The 19780-nt window shown below is 71.0% G+C and carries 19 protein-coding genes and 1 riboswitch; of the genes, 9 read left to right on the top strand and 10 right to left on the bottom strand.

Annotated features, from left to right (window positions below; translation table 11 throughout):
• Positions 1 to 166: 166 nt before the first annotated feature.
• Together OG538_RS03045 and OG538_RS03050 are read right to left on the bottom strand one after the other, a co-directional pair.
• Positions 167 to 1432 carry an MBL fold metallo-hydrolase gene (locus tag OG538_RS03045; protein ID WP_406089853.1) on the bottom strand — a complete coding sequence of 422 codons (1266 nt, stop codon included), beginning with the start codon at positions 1430 to 1432 and terminating at the stop codon, positions 167 to 169.
• 99 nt (positions 1433 to 1531) lie between these two features.
• The gene (locus tag OG538_RS03050) at positions 1532 to 1972 is read right to left on the bottom strand and encodes a PPOX class F420-dependent oxidoreductase (protein WP_406089855.1); all 441 of its coding nucleotides are present in this window, start codon (positions 1970 to 1972) and stop codon (positions 1532 to 1534) included.
• A gap of 216 nt (positions 1973 to 2188) precedes the next feature.
• Here OG538_RS03050 and OG538_RS03055 point away from each other — a divergent pair, with 216 nt between their 5' ends.
• The 3 genes from OG538_RS03055 to OG538_RS03065 all read left to right on the top strand — a co-directional run bounded on the left by OG538_RS03055 (position 2189) and on the right by OG538_RS03065 (position 4903).
• Positions 2189 to 2779, top strand: a complete 591-nt coding sequence (locus OG538_RS03055) for a carboxymuconolactone decarboxylase family protein (protein WP_406089857.1) — start codon at positions 2189 to 2191, stop codon at positions 2777 to 2779.
• A 160-nt stretch (positions 2780 to 2939) separates the two neighbouring features.
• The gene (locus OG538_RS03060) at positions 2940 to 4148 is read left to right on the top strand and encodes a Glu/Leu/Phe/Val dehydrogenase dimerization domain-containing protein (protein ID WP_406089859.1); all 1209 of its coding nucleotides are present in this window, start codon (positions 2940 to 2942) and stop codon (positions 4146 to 4148) included.
• 164 nt (positions 4149 to 4312) lie between these two features.
• Entirely contained in the window at positions 4313 to 4903 is a 591-nt protein-coding gene (locus tag OG538_RS03065) for a TetR/AcrR family transcriptional regulator (RefSeq protein WP_406099967.1), read from the top strand.
• A 126-nt stretch (positions 4904 to 5029) separates the two neighbouring features.
• Here OG538_RS03065 and OG538_RS03070 read toward each other — a convergent pair whose 3' ends face one another.
• Both OG538_RS03070 and OG538_RS03075 read right to left on the bottom strand, forming a co-directional pair.
• Complete coding sequence (locus tag OG538_RS03070; RefSeq protein WP_406089861.1) at positions 5030 to 6031, bottom strand: DUF6745 domain-containing protein; 1002 nt, start codon at positions 6029 to 6031, stop codon at positions 5030 to 5032.
• A gap of 63 nt (positions 6032 to 6094) precedes the next feature.
• Positions 6095 to 6421: a hypothetical protein gene (locus OG538_RS03075; RefSeq protein ID WP_136330525.1), complete on the bottom strand. Its 327-nt coding sequence runs from the start codon at positions 6419 to 6421 to the stop codon at positions 6095 to 6097.
• 176 nt (positions 6422 to 6597) lie between these two features.
• On the opposite strand from OG538_RS03075, the gene OG538_RS03080 reads away from it, so the two are divergent.
• The 5 genes from OG538_RS03080 (at position 6598) to OG538_RS03100 (ending at position 11907) form a co-directional block, all read left to right on the top strand.
• Complete coding sequence (locus OG538_RS03080; protein ID WP_406089863.1) at positions 6598 to 7551, top strand: STM4015 family protein; 954 nt, start codon at positions 6598 to 6600, stop codon at positions 7549 to 7551.
• A 92-nt stretch (positions 7552 to 7643) separates the two neighbouring features.
• A complete protein-coding gene (locus tag OG538_RS03085; protein ID WP_406089865.1) occupies positions 7644 to 8786 on the top strand; it encodes an STM4014 family protein in 1143 nt (380 codons plus the stop codon).
• A 37-nt stretch (positions 8787 to 8823) separates the two neighbouring features.
• Positions 8824 to 9639: an STM4013/SEN3800 family hydrolase gene (locus OG538_RS03090; RefSeq protein ID WP_406099969.1), complete on the top strand. Its 816-nt coding sequence runs from the start codon at positions 8824 to 8826 to the stop codon at positions 9637 to 9639.
• Complete coding sequence (locus tag OG538_RS03095; protein WP_406089867.1) at positions 9636 to 11000, top strand: STM4012 family radical SAM protein; 1365 nt, start codon at positions 9636 to 9638, stop codon at positions 10998 to 11000. The genes OG538_RS03090 and OG538_RS03095 overlap by 4 nt, the downstream gene beginning before the upstream one ends.
• Positions 11001 to 11007: 7 nt before the next feature.
• Positions 11008 to 11907 (top strand): STM4011 family radical SAM protein, encoded by a 900-nt coding sequence (locus tag OG538_RS03100; RefSeq protein ID WP_406089869.1) that lies wholly within the window; start codon positions 11008 to 11010, stop codon positions 11905 to 11907.
• A gap of 12 nt (positions 11908 to 11919) precedes the next feature.
• Here OG538_RS03100 and OG538_RS03105 read toward each other — a convergent pair whose 3' ends face one another.
• Both OG538_RS03105 and OG538_RS03110 read right to left on the bottom strand, forming a co-directional pair.
• The gene (locus OG538_RS03105) at positions 11920 to 12756 is read right to left on the bottom strand and encodes an SGNH/GDSL hydrolase family protein (RefSeq protein WP_406089871.1); all 837 of its coding nucleotides are present in this window, start codon (positions 12754 to 12756) and stop codon (positions 11920 to 11922) included.
• Between the two features lie 229 nt (positions 12757 to 12985).
• Complete coding sequence (locus OG538_RS03110; protein WP_406089873.1) at positions 12986 to 13918, bottom strand: peptidoglycan DD-metalloendopeptidase family protein; 933 nt, start codon at positions 13916 to 13918, stop codon at positions 12986 to 12988.
• 5 nt (positions 13919 to 13923) lie between these two features.
• Positions 13924 to 14080: riboswitch (cyclic di-AMP (ydaO/yuaA leader) on the bottom strand.
• A gap of 473 nt (positions 14081 to 14553) precedes the next feature.
• Between OG538_RS03110 and OG538_RS03115 the strand changes: the two genes are divergently transcribed.
• On the top strand, positions 14554 to 15360 hold the full coding sequence (locus OG538_RS03115) for a tyrosine-protein phosphatase (protein WP_406089875.1): 807 nt from the start codon (positions 14554 to 14556) through the stop codon (positions 15358 to 15360).
• A 109-nt stretch (positions 15361 to 15469) separates the two neighbouring features.
• On the opposite strand, the gene OG538_RS03120 is transcribed toward OG538_RS03115, so the two are convergent.
• From OG538_RS03120 to dxs, 4 genes are all read right to left on the bottom strand, one after another.
• Positions 15470 to 15646: a DUF6126 family protein gene (locus OG538_RS03120; protein WP_406089877.1), complete on the bottom strand. Its 177-nt coding sequence runs from the start codon at positions 15644 to 15646 to the stop codon at positions 15470 to 15472.
• Between the two features lie 47 nt (positions 15647 to 15693).
• On the bottom strand, positions 15694 to 16302 hold the full coding sequence (locus OG538_RS03125) for an XRE family transcriptional regulator (protein ID WP_362541676.1): 609 nt from the start codon (positions 16300 to 16302) through the stop codon (positions 15694 to 15696).
• Between the two features lie 94 nt (positions 16303 to 16396).
• Entirely contained in the window at positions 16397 to 17794 is a 1398-nt protein-coding gene (locus OG538_RS03130; protein WP_406089878.1) for an aspartate aminotransferase family protein, read from the bottom strand.
• On the bottom strand, positions 17791 to 19719 hold the full coding sequence (gene dxs / locus OG538_RS03135) for a 1-deoxy-D-xylulose-5-phosphate synthase (RefSeq protein ID WP_406089880.1): 1929 nt from the start codon (positions 19717 to 19719) through the stop codon (positions 17791 to 17793). Before dxs ends, OG538_RS03130 begins: the two co-directional genes overlap by 4 nt.
• Between the last annotated feature and the right edge of the window lie 61 nt (positions 19720 to 19780).

A 19780-nucleotide genomic window follows, 5' to 3' on the forward strand; every position in this document is an offset into this window, starting at 1 on the left:
GGGAAGTGAGCTCCTCGGGCCGCAGCGTACCGCCGTTCGACCGCCTGCCCACCCTGTTCGGACGTCCCCACGCAGGTCGTCCCGGCGCACCGGCCCATGGGGACGTCACCGCTCCGGCCGCCCCGGTCGCACCGCCAGGGAGGCGGTGCGACCGGGGCGGCGGGTCTCACGCCTGAGCAGCCCGGTCCCGGTCGCGGTCCGGGGCGGCGGTGGGCTTGGCACTGCCGGGGAGCTGCACGTGCACGGGCGGCCAGTTGCCCCATCCCGGCGCCGGCTCTGCGGCCACGCCGCGCCACCACGGCTCCACGGCGGGCGGATCGGCGGGTTCGAACGGCTGCCCCGGTCGCGGGGACGCCATCGTCACTCCGGCGAACTGCGTGGCACGCATGGACCATTCAGCGGGTTCCGCCCACGGATGCAGGGCGAGGTTGAACGTGCCCCAGTGGATCGGCAGCATGACGCCCGCCGACGGGTCGGCGCCCTGGAGGTCGAGGTGGGCCTGGACCCCCTCGTCGGGGCTCATGTGGATGTCGGGCCAGGCGCCTGGTTCCGGCCTGCTGTCCGTCTGGTCCTTCGGCCAGTACTGGCTGTACGCGCCGATCTGGATCATGGTGGCGTCGAAGGGGCCGTGCTCGGCGCCGATCTCCTTGAAGCCGGGGAAATATCCGGTGTCACCGCTGTGGTAGATCCGGTGCCGGGGCCCCGCGACGGCCCAGGACGCCCAGAGGGTGTGCTGCTGGTTACGCAGGCCGCGGCCGCAGAAGTGCCTGGCGGGCGTGGCTGTCAGGCTGATTCCGGCGACGGTCGTGGACTCGTTCCAGTCGAGTTCGTGGATGCGGTCCGGGGGCACGCCCCAGCGCTCCAGGTGCGCACCGACTCCGAGCGGCACCGCGAAGACCGTGGCCGTGCCCGCGAGGGAGCGGATCGTCGGGAGGTCGAGGTGGTCGTAGTGGTCGTGCGAGATGACCACCACGTCGACCGGGCCGAGCGTGCCGAGCGGCAAGGGTGCGGGGTGCACACGCTTGGGCCCGGCGAAGGCGAAGGGAGAACAGCGCTCTCCCCAGACCGGGTCGAAGAGCACCCGCCGTCCGTCGATCTCGGCCAGCACGCTGGAATGCCCCATCCAGGTGAGCCGCAGCCCGGAGGCGGGGGGCTCGGCGAGGTCGGCGAGGGTCGTGGCGTGCACGGGAACGGTCCCCGTGGGCGCCCTCAGGACACGCTCCTCCTTGCGGAAGTAGACCTTCGCGAACTCCAGAGCGGACCCCGAGGGGCTGGTACGTGCCCCCACCGGATTCTGGAAGACTCCGTCGGCGAAGTTCGGGGAACGGCGGATGCGCTCCATACGGGCCCCGCCCGGGTCGGCCCCGAAGGCGGCGGGACGCAGCGCACGCAGCCTGGTGCGGAGCGGAAGCTTGGAGTCAGCGCCGGTCACAAGATCTCCTGAGGGAGTCGGTGTCGTCCCATTATGGACAGGGGGGACGACAGTGCGAGAGCGGAGCACCCAACGGGATGGTGCTCCGGAGCGACCGGTTCAGCCACGCGGCTGCCCGTACACATGCTCGACGTGGAGCCGCAGGACGATCCGCCGGTCCCTGATCATGGCCTGGCGGTAGTCGTCCCAGTCGGGGTGCTCGCCCTGGACGTCGCGGTAGAGCGTGATCAGTTCTGCGACGGTGGCGTCGTCGGGAGCGGCAGCGACCGGGGTGAGCTCGGCCCTGCCGTCCACGACCGTCCAGGCCCAGCGGTCCTGGCTGGTCACGTGGTAGCTCGCCCGCGGATCCCTGAGCAGATTCCGGGTCTTCGCGCGGCCCTCGGTGACCGAGACGCGGACGATGCCCTCATCGGGGTAGTAGAAGTGGTTGACATTGGAGAGCTGCGGTCTGCCGTCCCGCCTGAGCGTGACCAGTACACCGCCGTCCTCCTCGGCGACCAGCCGTAGCAGCGCCTCCTGCTGTGCATCGAATCCCGTCATGCCGAATCCAACGTGCGCTCCGCCCGCAGGATTCCGCATCCGGCCCACCGCTCGTTCCTCTCGGTCCGGATCCGGCCATCGCACACCGGCCCGGCGCTCTGGGGCGCACCGATGTCACATCCTGCGGCCCCCGCTCGTCGCACCCGTGCCAGCAGCCCGGCGGCGGGGCGCCTCGCCTCTTCGCCCGGGACCGATCCGTACCGAAGGAGCCCGGCCATGACCGCCCGCATCTCGCTCGATCCGCCCCGCAGCCTGTTGTTCCGCGCCGTCTCCTGGTACTCGCACCGTACGTACGGGAAGGTCATCGCCCCCTTGCGCGCCACCGCCCATCACACCGGGGTGCTGTGGGCCTACTCCCGGCTCGAGCTGTCCGCGGGCCGCTGGAGGAAGTCGGATCCGCAGCTCAAGGCGCTGGCGGTGATGGCGGCGGCCGCCACGGTCGGATGCAGTTGGTGCATGGACTTCGGGTACTGGCTGAATCACCACCAGGGCATCGATCCGCGCAAGCTCCGCGAGGTGCCCACCTGGCGCGACAGCGACGTCTACACCCCGCTGGAGCGCGAGGTGCTGGCCTATGCGGAAGCCATGACCGTCACCCCGCCGCAGGTGGAGGACGAGCAGGTGGAGCGGTTGCGCAGCGCCCTCGGCGAGGCGGCGCTGGTCGAGCTGACGACGATGATCGCCGTGGAGAACATGCGGTCGCGATCCAATTCCGCCCTCGGTCTCACCAGCCAGGGCTTCAAGGACCGCTGCGAGGTGCCACCGCCCGGCACGTCGGCGCGACACACTCCGGCCACGGACCGGTGAGACGGCGCGGATCGCATTGACAGTGCGCCCCGCCCTCCTGATACTGACTGGCTATTCAGTAGATGATCGCCGGCCGGCCACGGGGGCGGTGGGTTCGCTCCCTGTGAACCCCGGCAGCACTCCGTGGCTGCCCCGATCATCGTGACCGAGGAGCAGTCCGATGACGACACCCACGGCGCCCCTGCCCGCCCCGTTGATCTCGCTGACCTGGACGGACCACGTCACGGGCCGCCAGGGGCACTTCGTCGTCGACCGGCTGGTGCGCGGGGTGTCCAGCGGAGGACTACGGATGCGGGCGGGCTGCACCCTGGACGAAGTGACCGGGCTGGCCCGCGGCATGACCATGAAGGAAGCACTCCACTTCGATGCGGACCGGCCCGGGGCGCGCTACATACCGCTGGGCGGCGCCAAGGGCGGCATCGACTGCGACCCGCGCGATCCGGCGGCCTACGGCGTGCTGGTGCGGTATCTGCGAGCGGTACGTCCGTACGTCGAGAAGATCTGGACGACGGGCGAGGACCTCGGCCTCACCCAGGACCTGGTGGACCGGGCCGCCGCCGAGGCGGGCCTCGTCTCCACCGTCCAGGCGGTCTATCCGCTGCTGGACGACGAGGCCGGGGCGCGCCGGCGACTGGCCGACGCCTTCGCCGTCGAGGTGGACGGCATCGGCCTGGACGAGCTGGCCGGCGGCTGCGGAGTCGCCGAGTCCGCTCTGGCCGCGCTGGACACCGCCGAGGTCGCCTACCGCGACGCGCGGGTCGCGCTCCAGGGGCTCGGCACCATGGGCGGCGCGACCGCCCGGTTCCTGTCCCGGGCGGGCCTGCGGGTGGTCGCCGTCGCCGACATCAAGGGCACGATCGCGAATCCGGCGGGTCTCGACGTCGAGGCGCTCCTGGGCGCCCGCGACGCCTACGGAACGGTGGACCGTGGCGTTCTGCGCGAGACCGATCTGGAGCTGCCCGCCGACGCCTGGCTGGCCCAGGATGCGGAGGTGCTCGTACCCGCGGCCGTCTCCTACGCCATCGACGCCACGAACCAGGCCCGGATCAAGGCCCGTTGGGTGGTCGAAGCGGCCAATATGCCGGTGCTGCCCGAGGCGGAGGCGCTGCTCACCGCGCGGGGGATCACCGTGCTCCCCGACGTCGTCGTCAACTCCGGGACCAACGCCTGGTGGTGGTGGACCCTGTTCGGCGACATCGGGGCCGACGCGGACGAGGCCTTCGCTCACATCCGGCGCTCCATGCGCGCCCTCATCGAGCTGGTGCTGGCCCGTGCCGCGACGGACGGCAGCACTCCGCGCGCGGCGGCGCACGCCGTCGTCGCCGACCGGCTGCCGGTGATGGCCGACCGCTTCGGCTGGTACCGCTGACCGCGGGCCCCGCCCTGTCCGGGGCACCACGGGGCAGGAACGCTCCTGCGCCGGACCGGCTCGGACAGGACGCGGGAGGGTGTGGGGCAGTCGCGGTACGGCCCCCGGCCTGTTCCGGCGCGGGCATTGGTTAGGGTGACGCCGTGGCAAGAGTGCGGTTGGGTGTGGCGGAGCGGCGCGAGGAGCTGCTGCGCGCTGCCGTCGAGCAGATCGAGGTACGGGGCGTCGCGGCGGTCCGGATCGCCGATGTGGCGTCCGTACTCGGCGTGAGCAACGCCCTCGTGCTCTACCACTTCTCCACGAAGGAGAAGCTGGTCGCCGCCGCCTTCGCGCACGCCGCGGAAGCCGATCTCGCTCATCTGCGCAAGCTGCTGAGCCGTCGCACCACCGCGGTCCGCAGACTGCGCGCCGCCGTGCGCTGGTACGCGCCGACGGGCCAGGCCAAGGGCTGGCGCCTGTGGATCGAGGGCTGGGCCGCGTCCCTTCGCGACCCGGCGCTGCGCAACGTCGCGGGCGATCTCGACCAGCAGTGGAAGGCGGAGCTGGCCGAGGTCATCGAAGAGGGCGCGGCGGCGGGCGAGTTCCACTGCGACGACCCGATGTCCGTGGCCTGGCGGCTGACCGCTCTGCTGGACGGCCTGGCGGTTCAGATGACGTCGTACGCGGGTCCGCTGTCCCGGGCCACGATGCTGGACTGGACCGAGGAGGCGCTCGCCCGTGAACTGGGCATCGACCACGAGACCCTGACGGCTTGACGGCTTGACGGCCCGGCCCTCCGCCGCCGGACGCCGCGCCCGCTCTCGGTGATCCCTCCACCCGCCGCCTTCGGGCAGTCCGCTTCACCCGCCCCCGCCCTCCGTCCTCCGGGCCTGCGGAGCCGGTCAGGTCTGCCGCAGAGGCGCATAGGACTCGCTCCGGAGCCCGAACGTCCACGCGACGCCCTCCCTCGCGGTCCTCGTGCGCGGTGGCACCCGGAGCCAGTACGTGCGACGCGTCCCGTCCGGCTCCGGAGTGGAGTTGACCACCTCCACCATGACCACGTCCTCGTCGCCGTCGAGCGGGATCCGCCAGAGGACGCCCGTCTCGTCCCGGTGAACCGGTTCGGCCCCGGACTCGGTGAGATAGCGGTCGTACCCGTAGAACTCCAGCATCACGCGGCGCAGTTCCGCGTTCTCCTCGGCACGGATCCGCCCGGGGGTCAGTGTGCCCAGCTCCGCGAGGAATTCGGCGGGGACCGGCATGCCGCGCCAGGCGTACAGGGCGAAGCCGTCGCGGTAGGCGAGTGCCGGTCCGTCGCCGCTGTCCAGTCGGCCCGCCTCGTCCCGGTGCAGCACCTCGGGACGTTCACTCATCACCACGGTGCGCTCGTAGGGCCACCACCAGCCCGCGTTCCGCGCGACGGCCGCGAGTCCGTCGAGCCGGCCACCCCGGCCGTCGAACGCGGCGAGCCAGGCCGCGTCGTGCTGTCCCAGGACGGCATCGAGCAGCACCAGCCGGACAGCCGACTCGGCCTCGGGCTCCGCGGTGAGGCCGGCCATGACCCCCGCCCGTATGCGGTCGGCGAGCGCCGACGTGGTCTCCCACAGCTGGGCACCGGTGGCGGACCACAGCGCGGACCAGCCCGCCGGGCCCAACTCGTCGTACATCCGGCGCCGTTCCTCCGCCCAGGGACGGGTCCGCACCTCGTCACGGACAGATCGCCCCGCGTCGGTCAGCTTCTGCACAGCCTCGACGGCTGCCCTGGGTGAGTCGGCCCAGACGAACTCCGCAGGCTCGGCCAGACCCGCGCTGCGGTAGGCGAGCCGGACCCCGTCCTCGGCCGCTGCCCGGTCCGCCGCGCCGGTCGCCGCCGCCACGGCCCGCCAAGAGTGCACGTACTGCATCGGTCTCCCCGTCCCCTGTCCCTGTGTTCCTGATGCTGGTGAGCTTCTGTCTGTTCCGGCGTCTCAGTCCGCGACGATGCGCACCGCTCCCGGTGCGTACTCGCGCTGGCGCACCACCCGGAACCAGCCCTTCGGCAGCGAGATCACGGCGTGTTCCTCGTGCACGACACGTCCGCCGTCCGGGAGGTGGAGCAGCATCGGGCCGAACACACCGCCCTCCCGGATCAGCCGTCCCGGCCCCGGCACTGCGTGGGCGTGTCCGGTGACTTCGCCGAGCGCGAGGACCAGCCGGCCCCGCCCGTCGCGCAGTTCACCCGGCGCCTCCAGGAGGTTCGCGGGCACCGCGGACTCCTCCAGCGCCATGATCAGTACGTCGCCCTGCCGGTACACAGACGTCTCCCCTCCGCGACGGCACCCGCTGTGCCGGCCACATGGAAAACGCTACGACGGAGGTCTGACAACGGGCCGGCGAGCGGCGGCCGGCGGGGCCCGGTCGCCGAGTTGTCAGTGGGTCTTGATAGACCTTGCGGACACCACATCGTCGCCGTCATCAGGAGCTCAGAACCATGTCCGATGCGGACCACCTGCACGAGTTGCTCGGCCTTCCGGCCGTTGATTTCCAGTCCGGACCGAAGGACAGCCCCCAGCAGGCCGCCGACGCGGTGGCCTGGCGCGTCTCGATCGAGCCGTACGAGGACGAGGACCGCACGTGGGAGCAGGAGTTCGCCGCGTTCCTGGACGAGGTGGACCCGGCCGGTGTCCGCGCGCTGATCATCGGGCAGTGGGGCGAGTCGTACGAGGAGAAGTCGTCGTACCCGATCGGTCTCGTCATTGCCGCGGCCGGGCGGCTGACCTCGTTGGAAGCGGTGTTCGTCGGTGATCTGACGGCGGAGGAGGCGGAGATCTCCTGGATCGAGCAGAGTGATGTCACCGCGCTGCTGACAGCCTTTCCCGCGCTGGTGGAGCTCGGCGTGCGCGGCGGTTCCGAGCTTGTCTTCCCGGCCACGAAGCACGAGAAGCTGCGTTCGCTCACCATCGAGGCCGGCGGGCTGCCGGTGGAGGTGGTGCGCGGCGTGCTGGACAGTGAACTGCCCGCGCTGGAGCGGCTCGACCTGTGGCTGGGTGTGTCCGCCTACGGGGGTGACACCGCTGTGGCGGACCTGGCTCCGCTCCTGTCGGGGACGCGTTTTCCTGCCCTGCACCACCTCGGGCTGCGCAACAGCGAGGTGGAGAACGAGATCGCTGCCGCCGTCGCCTCGGCCCCGCTCGTGGCCCGGCTGCGCACTCTCGACCTGTCCTGCGGCACACTCGGCGACGAGGGTGCGGCAGCGTTGCTGGAGGGGCAGCCGCTGACCCATCTCGATGTCCTCGATCTGCACCACCACTTCCTCACCGAGCCCATGGAGCGCCGGGTCGCGGAAGCCCTGGAGCCGCATGGGGTCCGGGTCGACCTGTCGGAGCGCTGCAAGCCGTGGGGCGACCGCGGGGCCGCGGGGCGGTACGTCACGGTGTCGGAGTGAGTGCGCGATGACGGATGTCGAGCGCCCCGAGGCCTTTCACGGTCCGGTCGACGAGGCGGACTCCCGGGACCCCGGGGACGACGAGCGCCGCCATGCCGCGGTCAACGAGTAGCGCGCCGCGACTGGCGGTGGTCGGCAATCCCGGCAGCCGCCGGGTCGGCCTGTTCCAGGACGCCGTCCGTGCCGCCGGGCTGCCGCGCGCCCGCACGGTGTCCTGGCTCGATGTCCTGGGGGGCCGGGCGGACTTCCTGCCCGGGGAGACCGTGCGCATCGAGTCGCCCGGCGAGGACCCTGAGGTCGACCACCTGCTGCGCGGGGTCGAGGACCCGACGCGGGTGGAGGGATCGGCTCTCTGGTACGCACGGTTCACCTCAGCCGTACGGGAAGTGGCGCGGGCCGCAGGGGCGGCGGGGGCGGTCCTGCTGGACGGCCCCGGTGACATCGCGGTGCTCTTCGACAAGCGCCTGTGCCACGGTGTTCTGCATGCCGCAGGTGTTCCCGTGCCGGTCTCGCCGACGTCGGGACCCGGCGCGCGTCCGGTGCGGGGCTGGGCCGATGTACGTGCGCTGATGACGGAGCACCGCTTGCCGCGGGTGTTCGTGAAGCCGGCGCACGGGTCCTCCGCCTCCGGGGTGATGGCCGTGGAGACGGCCGGACCCGGCCGGATCCGCGCGGCCACCTCGGTCGAGCGGGACCCGGCCGGCCGCCTCTACAACTCGCTCCGGATACGCCGCCTCACGACCGAGCGGGAGGTGGCGGCGGTCGTCGACGCACTCGCTCCGGAGGGGCTGCACGTCGAGCGCTGGCTGCCGAAGGCCTCGCAGCGGGGCCGGGCCGCGGACCTGCGGGTCGTGGTGATCGACGGCCGGGCGACCCATGCCGTCGTCCGTACCAGCCGCTCCCCCATGACCAATCTGCACCTCGGCGGTGCGCGCGGCGATCTCGACGAGGTGCGCGCGGCCGTCCGGGCGGCCGGCGGCAGCTGGAGCGAGGCGCTGGCCGTGTGCGAGAGGGCGGCCTCCGTCTTCCCGGACACGTTGTGCGTGGGCGTCGACCTCCTCCCGGCCACCGGCTGGCGGCGCTTCGCCGTCGGCGAGGTCAACGCCTTCGGAGACCTGCTGCCGGGGCTGACCGGTCTGCCGGGCAGCGGCGCCGAAGACCTGGACACCTACGCGGCGCAGGTCGCCGCCGTACTGAACCGAGCAAGGAACCACCGTGTCAGCGCAACCCCCTGAATCAGCCTCCGGCGCCATGAACGCCGTCGACCCCGACATGAGCGAGGTCGTGGGCAGCCACGATCTGCTGCTCGTCACCCTGGACACCCTGCGGTACGACGTCGCGGCGGAGCTCGCCGCCGCCGGGCGCATCCCCCATCTGGCCCGGCATCTGCCGGGCGGCGTCTGGGAGAAGCGGCATGCCCCGGGGAGTTTCACCTTTGCCTCGCACCAGGCGATCTTCGCGGGGTTCCTGCCCACGCCGGCGTCTCCCGGGCCGCATCCCCGGCTGTTCGCCGCTCGGTTCGCCGGCAGTGAGACCACGGCGGAGCGCACCTACGTCTTCGATGCGCCGGACCTGGTCTCCGCGCTCGCCGGGGCGGGGTACCGCACGGTGTGCATCGGCGGCGTGGGGTTCTTCAACCGGCAGGCGCCGCTCGGCTCGGTGCTGCCCGGACTGTTCCAGGAGGCGCACTGGGAGCCGGAGTTCGGTGTCGCCTCGCCCACCTCGTTCGAGGCGCAGGTGGACCGCGCCGAGCACGTCGTCCGGGAGCTCCCGGACGGCCAGCGGCTGTTCCTGTTCGTCAACGTGTCGGCGCTGCACCAGCCGAACTGGTTCCACCGACCCGGTGCCACCTCGGACACGGGCGACAGCCGCGCCACGCACGCTGCCGCGCTGGAGTACGTGGACGCCCACATCGGCCGCCTCTTCACCGCCGCGAGCAGCCGGCGCCGCACCTTCGTCATCGTCTGCTCCGACCACGGCACGGCGTACGGCGACGACGGCTACACCGGTCACCGGCTCGGCCACGAGTCCGTCTGGACCGTTCCGTACGCGCACTTCTTCCTGGAACCGGGGGCCACCGCACGATGACCAGTCGGCACACCACTCGCCCCTACCGGAGCTACGTCTACGCCTACCCGCACAAGACGGCGTACAGCAGTCTCTCCGAACACCCCGGTGGGCGCCCCACCCTGCGTGACCTGTGGGCGGGTGAGAGCAAGGACGCGCTCTCCCTCTACCTCCACATACCCTTCTGCGAGGTCCGGTGCGGCTTCTGCAACCTCTTCACCCGGATCGGCGCGCCCGGCGAACTCACCACCCGCTATCTCGACGCGCTGGACCGGCAGGCAACTGCCGTACGGGACGCGCTGGGCGACGAGGAACCGGTGCGCTTCGCCGCGGCAGCGTTCGGCGGCGGAACCCCCACGTTCCTGAACGCCGGCGAGCTGGAGCGCCTGTGCGACATCGCGGAGAAGCGCATGAGCGCCGATCTGCGGTCGGTGCCGCTGTCCGTCGAGACCTCGCCGTCGACCGCCACAGCCGACCGGCTGGCCGTCCTCGCCGACCGGGGGACGACCAGGATCAGCATCGGTGTGCAGAGCTTCGTCGAGGCCGAGGCGCGCGCCGCGGCCCGTCCTCAGCGCCGTGCCGATGTGGAGACGGCCCTCGGCCTGATCCGCGACTGCGGGATCCCCGTCCTCAACATCGACCTGATCTACGGCATCGACGGCCAGTCCGAGCGGAGCTGGCGCACCTCGCTGGACGCGGCGCTCCAGTGGCGGCCGGAGGAGCTGTATCTCTACCCGCTGTACGTCCGTCCGCTGACGGGCCTGGGCAAGCTCGGGGCGGCAGACAGGGCCGCGGCGGACGAGGCCTGGGACGAACAGCGGCTGCGGCTGTACCGGGCCGGTCGCGATCATCTCCTCGCCCACGGCTACGAGCAGGTGTCGATGCGGATGTTCCGCCGTTCCGACGCGCCCCGGGCCGAGGGTCCCGACGACTACGCCTGTCAGACCGACGGCATGATCGGTCTGGGCTGCGGGGCCCGTTCGTACACCTCCCGGCTGCACTACTCCTTCGACTACGCGGTGGAGATGCGTGAGGTGCGGGCGATCATCGACGGTTACACGGCCACCGAGGACTTCTCGCACGCCGAGGTGGGCCGGTTCACCGACGGTGACGAGGCGCGCCGCCGCCATCTCCTGCAGTCCGTCCTGCAGGCCGAGGGGCTGCGTGTGTCCGAATACCGCGAACGCTTCGGCACGGACCCGTGGGAGGACTTCCCCGCGGAACTCGCCCGGTTCGACACCCGGGGTTGGCTCGACCCGGACGCGGCGGCCGACGGCCGGCTGCGCCTGTCGCCCGAGGGGCTCGCCCACTCGGACGCCGTGGGACCCGACCTCTTCTCTCCTGCCGTACGGGCCGCGATGGCCGCGTACGAGCTGAAGTGAGCCCCACATGGACCTGACGATCCTCTACCGCGGTCCGCTCGCCTCGTGCGATTACGACTGCCCGTACTGCCCGTTCGCCAAGCGGCGCGACAGCCGGGAGCAGTTGCGGATCGACCGGGCCGCGCTGGAGCGCTTCACGGCCTGGGCGGCGGCCCAGAGCGGTGACCGGATCTCGGTGCTGTTCACTCCGTGGGGCGAGGGGCTGGTGCGCTCCTGGTACCGCCGGGCCGTGGTCGAGCTGGCCCGGCTGCCGCATGTCCGCCGGGTGGCGATCCAGACGAACCTCGGCGGCCGTACGCAGTGGCTGGCCGCGGCGGGGGCCGCGGGGCGCGACAAGATCGCGCTCTGGTGCACGTACCACCCGGGCCAGACACCGTACGAGCGGTTCCTCGGGCGCTGCGGAGAACTGGCGTCCCTCGGGATACGCCACAGCGTGGGGGTGGTCGGGCTGGAGGGTCATCTCGACGAGGCGCGGCGGCTGCGGGCGGCCCTTCCCGACGAGGTGTACCTCTGGGTCAACGCCGCCGAGGGGCACACCTATACGGACGAGGAGGCGGACAGGTGGACGGCGATCGACCCGCTTTTCCCGTACAGCCGCCATCCGCACCGCTCGGCCGGACTGCCCTGCCGGACCGGTGAGTCGGTGATCTCGGTGGACGGCGAAGGCACGGTGCGTCGCTGCCACTTCGTGCGCGCGGAACTCGGCAACCTCTACGACGGCAGCTACCGCGCGGCGCTGGGGCCCCGGGCCTGTCCGCTCGCCGTCTGCGACTGTCACATCGGCTATGTGCACCTGGAGACACTGCCGCTGTACGACGTCTTCGCGGGCGGGGTGCTGGAGCGCATACCGGCGCCGCCGCTGTCCTCGGCCACCCCGGCCGGTGTTCCGGGTGTCCGGGGCGACTGAGGACCGCGGGGCTCAGAGCGGCAGCAGGTCGGGGCGCTTGGCCTCCACGTGGTCGCCGGAGGACTCGCCGCGCAGCCGCCGGCCGATCCAAGGCACCAGGTACTCGCGTGCCCAGTGAATGTCGTCGCGCCGTACTTCGAGCGTTCCGCGCTGTGCCTGGGGCGGCCACTCCTGGTCCGGGTCCGCGGGCACGTGGAGGCCGAGGACCTGGGCGGCGCGGAGCGCGACCCGGGTGTGCCCCTCGGGCGACAGGTGCAGCCGGTCGTTGTCCCAGGCCCGCCGGTCCTGGACCGAGCGCAGGGACCACAGGTCGAGGACCGGGCAGTCGTAGCGGTCGGCGATGGACCGCACATGGGCGGTGTACGTGGCGATCTTGCCGCGCAGATGGCGCAGCACGGGAACGTTGCGGGTGTCGAAGCCGGTGGTGACCATGACCGTGCCCACCGACCGGGTCAGGTCGGCCACCGCGCGCTCGAAGCGCTCGGCCACGTCGTCGGGGTCGGTGCCCGGCCGGATGATGTCGTTGCCGCCCGCGCAAAAGCTCACCAGATCTGGGGCGAGTTCCTTGGCGCGCGGCACCTGCTCCTCGACGATCTGGTCGAGGAGGCGTCCTCGTACGGCGAGATTGGCGTACCTGAAGTTTCCGTGCGTGGTGCCTGTCGCCGCACCGAGGTCCGGGAGCTGGTCCGCGAGGAGTACCGCGAACCGGTCCGCCCAGCCGACGAGGGTTCCGCCCGGGCCGGGGTCACCGACTCCCTCGGTGAAGCTGTCGCCAATCGCCGCGTACGACCCGATGGCGCCCTTTTGGTTGATGACGCCCTGCTGGATGTTGTTCGAATCGTCTGCCACAAGGGCATATCCTGCACCGCCGAATGTGACCTACGCGACCGTATTATGGGGTTGACGGGTGGTGAGATAGACCACCCAGTCAGTTTTTGGTAAAGGGGGAATAAGTGCGAGTGCTTCCTCAGCACGGACCCCCCGGCACACGGGCCATGAGCAGAGGGACGGTGCGCCGCCGCGCACCGTCCCTCTATGCATTGCTCAGACCCGGGTCACCGGACCGCTGTTGCCTGGATCAGACGTTGATCCCGTGCGACGCCAGGTAGGCGATCGGGTCGATGTCCGAGCCGTAGGCCGGACCCGTGCGGACCTCGAAGTGGAGGTGCGGGCCGGTGGCGTTGCCGGTGGCGCCGGAGAGGCCGACCTGCTGGCCCGCGGTCACGGTCTGGCCGGCCGAGACCGACAGCGAGGACATGTGGCCGTACTGCGAGTAGTGGCCGTCGGCGTGCTTGATGACGACCTCGTTGCCGTACGCGCCGCCCCAGCCGGCGGTGACGACGGTGCCGGAGGTGATCGCCTTCACGCTCGTGCCGGTGGACACGGGGAAGTCGATGCCGGTGTGGCTGCCGCTGGACCAGTTGGCACCGGAGGCGCGGTAGGCGGTGGTGTGGTTGCCCGGGACCGGGTGGACGTAACCGGAGTCGTTGCTCTGGGTGGCCGGGGCCGAGGTCTCCTCGGACGACGGGGCGTCGGAGGAGGACGAGTCGGAGACCGGGGCGGCCTTGGTCTCAGCCTTGACCGGAGCCTTCGACGGAGTGGTGGAGCCCGTGGAGGTGGTCGAGGCGTGACCCCAGGCCTTGCCGCCGAGGGTCAGCTTCATGCCCGGGAAGATCAGGCTCGGGTCGTCGCCGACGACCTTGCGGTTGTCCTGGTACAGCTTCTCCCAGCCACCCTTGAGCTTGTGCTGGACAGCGATCTTCGACAGGTAGTCACCGGAGACCACGGTGTACGTCGTGGAGCCGGCCTGCTTCTGTGCCACCGGCTTGGCCGGAGTGGCGTGCGCGGCAGCGGCCGAGCTCGAGGCGGCGGGAGCGGACTGCTCCGCGGCGTTGGCACCGGTGGCGCCGAGCAGCGGAAGCGCGATGACGGCCCCGCCGGCACTCGCGACGACGACGCCACGGGCGATCGTGCTGGACTTGGGACGGCGGTGCTTACCCGATATGGGCATGAAGGTTTTCCTCTCCGGCGCCTACGAGGTGAGCTGTCGGGTTCGGACTGGAGATGTCCGGTCGCGACTGGCGCGACTTCACCCCGAGCCGACCGGATTCCCGGTCGGCGGCTTACCTGGTTCCCCCGCTCCTGCCACGCGGTGAGTGGGTGCGAATTCCGGGCGGCGGCAGGATTAGGCGGTCCGTCCGGATTGCAGAGAACGTAAACGAGCCGGGACGGCGGAAACAAGCCACGGGTTCCACGGGGGATTCCGCGCGGAGAAATCGGCGAGGAATTCCGGTCACACTCCGTGGATTACGGATCTTGGCTTTCCGCACCGTGCAAGGAATGCCCGGCAGCCCCACCGCCACACACCGTCACGGATATGATCCCGCTCACGAGAGGGTGACCATCTCCCGCATAAGTAGGGCATGTTCGGCTAAATATCCCAATACGGACATGTCATGCCCATCGCCTCCTCCTCATCGGGACGTCAGCGTGGATGCACCCCCTCCCAGCGAGCCCCCCAGACGCCTCATCCAGGCACGAAGTGCGGGCGCGGCCAGGATGATTGCCAGACGAATCAATGTCGTATCGTCACGAGAGTGGACCCGCGGGCGACACGCGCCGGCGACAGAGCCCCCAGGAGTGACCGTGACGCAGCAGCTGCCGCAGACCCCGTCGACGGAGCCCGAGCTGGCAGGTGTCCGCAATTTCCGTGACGTCGGCGGCCTGCCCACCTCGGACGGCCGCCGGGTGCGGTACGGGCGGCTCTACCGCAGCGGTCACCTGGCACACGCCACGGCCGAGGACGCCGCGTTCCTCGCCGGTCTGGGCCTGCACACCGTCTTCGACTTCCGCAACATGGCCGACCACAAACTGGACGGTCTGGACGTCGAACTTCCGGGAGTGCGCAATGTGAGCATCCCGCTGAGCGACCCGGCGGACGGCGCGGAGTTCTGGCGGATGGTGCGCGACGGCAACATGGAAGAGCTGCGGTCGATCCTGGCCGACGGCAAGGGGATGCACCGCATGATCGCTTCCTACCGCCGGATCATCCTGGACCGCACGGCCGAACACAGCCGGGTGCTGCATGCGCTGGCCGAGGACAGCGTGCCCGCCCTGATGCACTGCGCCGCCGGCAAGGACCGTGCGGGGCTCTCGATCGCGGTGTCCCTCCTCGCCGTCGGTGTCGAGCGCGAGGCCATCGAGGCCGACTACCTCAAGTCCAACGACGCGCACCGCCGCTACAAGGTCCGCCGCAGCGACACCTCCCCCGCCGGAATGTCCCCCGAGGTGATGGAGCTGCTCAATCCGCTCTTCGGCGCCCACGCCGACTACCTCGCCGCCGCCTTCACCACGATCGACGAGACCTGGGGCAGCACCGACCGCTACCTCGCCGACGGCCTCAAGATCACCCCGGAGACCCGCGAGCGACTGCGCGAGCGACTGCTCGACTGAGGGCCGTACAACCCGGATCCGCCGGATCGGCCCAAGGCCTTCGGACCGCCCGAGCCCGGCCCGATCCGGACGAGAGGTTCGGGTCCGGCCGTCCGGGCGGAGACCGCCGCTACTGGTTGTGCATCCCCACCGCGAACAGCAGATAGAGGAAGCCCGCGATGACATGCCCGGCCACCAGGTAGGCGAAGAGCCTGATGACGAGCCCCCGAGGCATCTTCTTCTCCTGCGGGTCGTACTTCTTGGGCCGGGCCGGGCTGAGCGGGTCGTAGTTCTCGGAATCGGACATGGCAGGTCCTCTCTGGCCACCGGCGGGCCGGCGGCGGGGACGGCGAATCAGCGACGGTGGATCCCGCTGCCGAGACACAGCTCGGCGGCGGGGCTCTGCAGCAGGGTGTGGACGAAGAGCAGCTCGGCGCCGTCGCGGTCCAGGGCCGCGATCCGGTGCGGGGTGAGCGAGTCGAAGTGCGCGCTGTCACCGGGGGCGAGGTCATGGACCGTCTCCCCGAGAGTCACCCTGAGGTGCCCGGCCAGGACGTACAGCCACTCCTCCCCGGGATGGACGCGCACCAGGTCCCCCTGGGCGCCGTGCGGGACCCGGACACGGAGAGCCTGCATCGCCCGTCCGGGACCGCCGGCCTGCTGGTACATCCAGCCATCGGCCTCGGCGCCCTCGAACCGGCGGCCGCGGACGATCGCGTCACGTTCCGGGGGAATCTCGCCGAGCAGCTCGGAAACCGTCGTACCGTAGATCCGGGCAAGCCCGAGCAGCATCGGCAGCGAGGGCTGGCGCCTGCCCGTTTCGAGCCGGGACAGGTGGGCGGGTGAGAGCCCGGCCCGCTGGGCGGCGGTCTCCAGGGTGAGACCACGACTGCGGCGCAGATCGCGCAGGCGTGGCGCGACCCCGGGCAGCTCGTCGGCCACCCCTCCTTCTGGAGGATTCATACCTTTATTGGGCCAGGAACTTTCCTCGGAGGCAAATTTCTTGCCTCCGAGGCAAAAGCACCGAGTGCGTCCCCGCGGATGACTTCACCCATGATCAGCGGTTGGCGACGGCCTGCTTCACCAGGGTCCGCCCGAAGTCCCACATCAGTCCGCCGCCGCTGTGCGCGTCGTCCATCACGGCCGTGAACGCGCCGACGAAGCGGTCCACGTCCGCCTCGTCGATCGTCAGGGGCGGAATCAGCTTGATCACTTCGAGATGGTCGCCGGATACCTGGGTCAGGATCCGATGCTTCTGGAGCAGCGGTACGACCACCATCTGCGCGAAGAGTCCCTTGCGGGCCGCCTGCAGCATCGTCCAGCGGCTGCGCAGCTTCAGCGAGCTGGGCCGGCCGAACTCGATGCCGATCATCAGCCCGCGTCCCCGCACCTCGTGCAGCAGCTCGTACTGCCCGACGAGCGCGGCCAGCCGTTCGCGCAGCAGGTCGCCGGTGCGGCGCGCGTTGGCCACCGTCTCCTCGTCCTCCATCACGGCGAGGACCGCGAGTCCGGCCGCCATCGCCTGGGCGTTGGACCCGAAACTCGCGGAGTGGACCAGGACCCGGTCCATCGAGGAGTAGACGCGTTTGAAGATCCAGTCCTTGCCGAGGGTCGCACCGACGGGCACATAGCCGCCGGAGAGCGCCTTGGCGACGCAGACCAGATCGGGTTCCACGCCTTCCTCGTGCTGGTACGCGTAGAAGTCCCCCGTCCTGCCCAGGCCGGTCTGCACCTCGTCGGCGATGAGGAGGGCCTTGTGTTTGTGCAACAGCTCCTGGGCCTGACGCAGGAAGCCTGGCGGCGCGGCGTGCACGCCCTTCCCCTGGATCGGTTCCACGACGAGTCCGGCCACATCGCCGCGCTTCAGTTCACGGCGCAGGGCGTCGAGGTCGCCGAGTGCGATGGCGGTGTCGGGCAGCAGCGGCGCGAAGCCGTCCCGGAAGCCGTCCTCGCCGTTGACGGAGAGCGAGCCGGTGGTCAGCCCGTGGAAGGCATGCGTGCAGTACAGGATCCTGGGCTTCCCGGTGGCGTACCGGGCGAACTTGAGGGCGGTCTCCACCGCCTCCGTGCCGCTGTTGCCGAAGAAGACCCGGTCCAGGTGCGGGCTGTGCGTCAGCAGCTTCTCGGCCAGCAGGCCCGGCAGCGGCTGGCAGTCGAACCGGGTCAGGTCGGCGAGCGAGGCGTCCAGGACGTCGTGCAGGGCCTTGCGCACGACGGGATGATGCCGGCCCAGGCCCATCACGCCGAAACCGGCGAGCATGTCCAGGTAGTCGTTGCCCTCGGCGTCCCAGAAGTGCGCACCCTCGGCCCGTTCGTAGACCTTGTCGAAGCCGATGGTGTGCAGCATGCGCGGGAGCTGGTGGTTGAGGTACTTCGTGTGCAGCTCGTAGCGTTCGGCGCCGCGCTCCGCGAGGAGCCGTGCCAGATCGAAGCCCTTGGGCCGGTCGTCCTTCATGCCCCGCTCTCCTTGTGCCCGTTGCCCGGGGCGCCCGGCCCCTTGCCCGTGGCCGCGTCCCGGGCGGCCAGCGCGGCGCTGATCCGGCCCGCGATCTCGACCGGTGTGAGTCCGATGTCTGCCAGGACCTCGGCCCGTTTCCCATGGGCGAGGAACTGATCGGGAATGCCGAACGTCCGCAGCGGAACGTCGACCCCGGCGTCCCGCAGCGCCTGTCCGACCGCCGAACCAACGCCTCCCGCACGGCTGTTGTCCTCCACGACGGCGACGAGCCGGTGCTGCGCGGCGAGTGGCGCGAGCTGCTCGTCGACCGGCTTGACCCAGCGGGGGTCGACCACCGTGCAGCGGATGTGGCCACCCGTGAGCAGATCGGCGGCCTGCAGGCAGACGGGGGCCATGACACCGACCGCGACCAGGAGCACATCGGCGTCCTCGGCGCGGTGCAGGACGTCCATGCCGCCGATGGTGCCGATCGCGGGTACCGGCTCCCCCACCGCCTCCTTCGGGAACCGGATCAGCGTCGGTGCGTCGTCGACGCCGACGGCCTCGCGCAGTTCGTCGCGCAGCCGCTCGGCGTCGCGCGGCGCGGCGATCCGCAGGCCGGGCACGACCTGGAGGACGGACATGTCCCACATGCCGTTGTGGGAGGCCCCGTCGGGTCCGGTGACCCCGGCCCGGTCGAGCACGAACGTCACACCGCACCTGTGCAGGGCGACGTCCATCAGCAGTTGGTCAAAGGCCCGGTTGAGGAAGGTCGCGTACACGGCGACGACGGGGTGCAGGCCCCCGGCCGCCAGTCCGGCCGCCGACACCGTCGCGTGCTGCTCGGCGATCCCCACGTCCCAGACCCGGTCGGGAAACGCCTCGGCGAACTTCGTCAGCCCCACGGGGTGGAGCATCGCCGCCGTGATCGCGACGACTTCCGGCCGCTCCGCCCCGATCAACGCGATCTCGTCCCCGAACGCGGAGGTCCAGGACGGGCCCTCCGCGGGAACGAGCGGGGCGCAGGTCAGCGGGTCCATCGCGCCGACGGCGTGGAAGCGGTCTGCCTCGTCCTGGAGCGCGGGGAGGTAGCCGCGGCCCTTCTCGGTGAGGCAGTGCACGAGCACGGGGCCGTGGAAGCGCTTCGCGCGGTGGAGCGCGGACTCGACGGCAGCGGTGTCGTGGCCGTCGATCGGCCCGAGGTACTTCAGACCGAGGTCCTCGAACATGCCCTGCGGTGCGAAGGTGTCCTTGAACCCCTTCTTGGCGCCGTGCAGTGACTCGTACAGCGGCTGCCCGATGACGGGTGTCTGCTGCAGGACGCCCTTGCCCCACGAGAGGAAGCGCTCGTAGCCGTCCGTGGTGCGCAGGGTGGCGAGGTGGTCGGCGAGTCCGCCGATGGTCGGGGCGTAGGAGCGCTCGTTGTCGTTGACGACGATGATCAGCGGGCGGTCCCCGGCGGCGGCGATGTTGTTCAGGGCCTCCCAGGCCATGCCACCGGTGAGCGCCCCGTCACCGATGACCGCGACGACGTGGTCGTGGCGGCCGAGGAGCTCGTTGGCCTTGGCCAGGCCGTCGGCCCAGCCGAGCACGGTGGAGGCGTGCGAGTTCTCGATGACGTCGTGCTCGGACTCGGCACGGGAGGGGTAGCCGGAGAGGCCGCCCTTGCCGCGCAGTTTGGAGAAGTCCTGCCGCCCGGTGAGGAGCTTGTGTACGTAGCTCTGGTGGCCGGTGTCCCACAGGATCCGGTCCACGGGAGAGTCGAAGACCCGGTGCAGGGCGATCGAGAGCTCCACCACCCCGAGGTTGGGGCCCAGATGGCCACCGGTCCTGGCCACCGCCTGGACGAGGAACTTCCTGATGTCCTCGGCGAGTTCGCCGAGTTGCGGTTCATTCAGTGCCTTGAGATCGTGCGGCCCCCGGATGGACTGCAGCAGCGTCATGCCCGGGCCCCCTCTCTGGTCCTGTTATCGGCTCACGGTGAGGGCGGGGACCCCCGGGGGT

This window comes from Streptomyces sp. NBC_01013, assembly GCF_045162765.1.
In the GTDB taxonomy this organism is placed as follows: domain Bacteria; phylum Actinomycetota; class Actinomycetes; order Streptomycetales; family Streptomycetaceae; genus Streptomyces.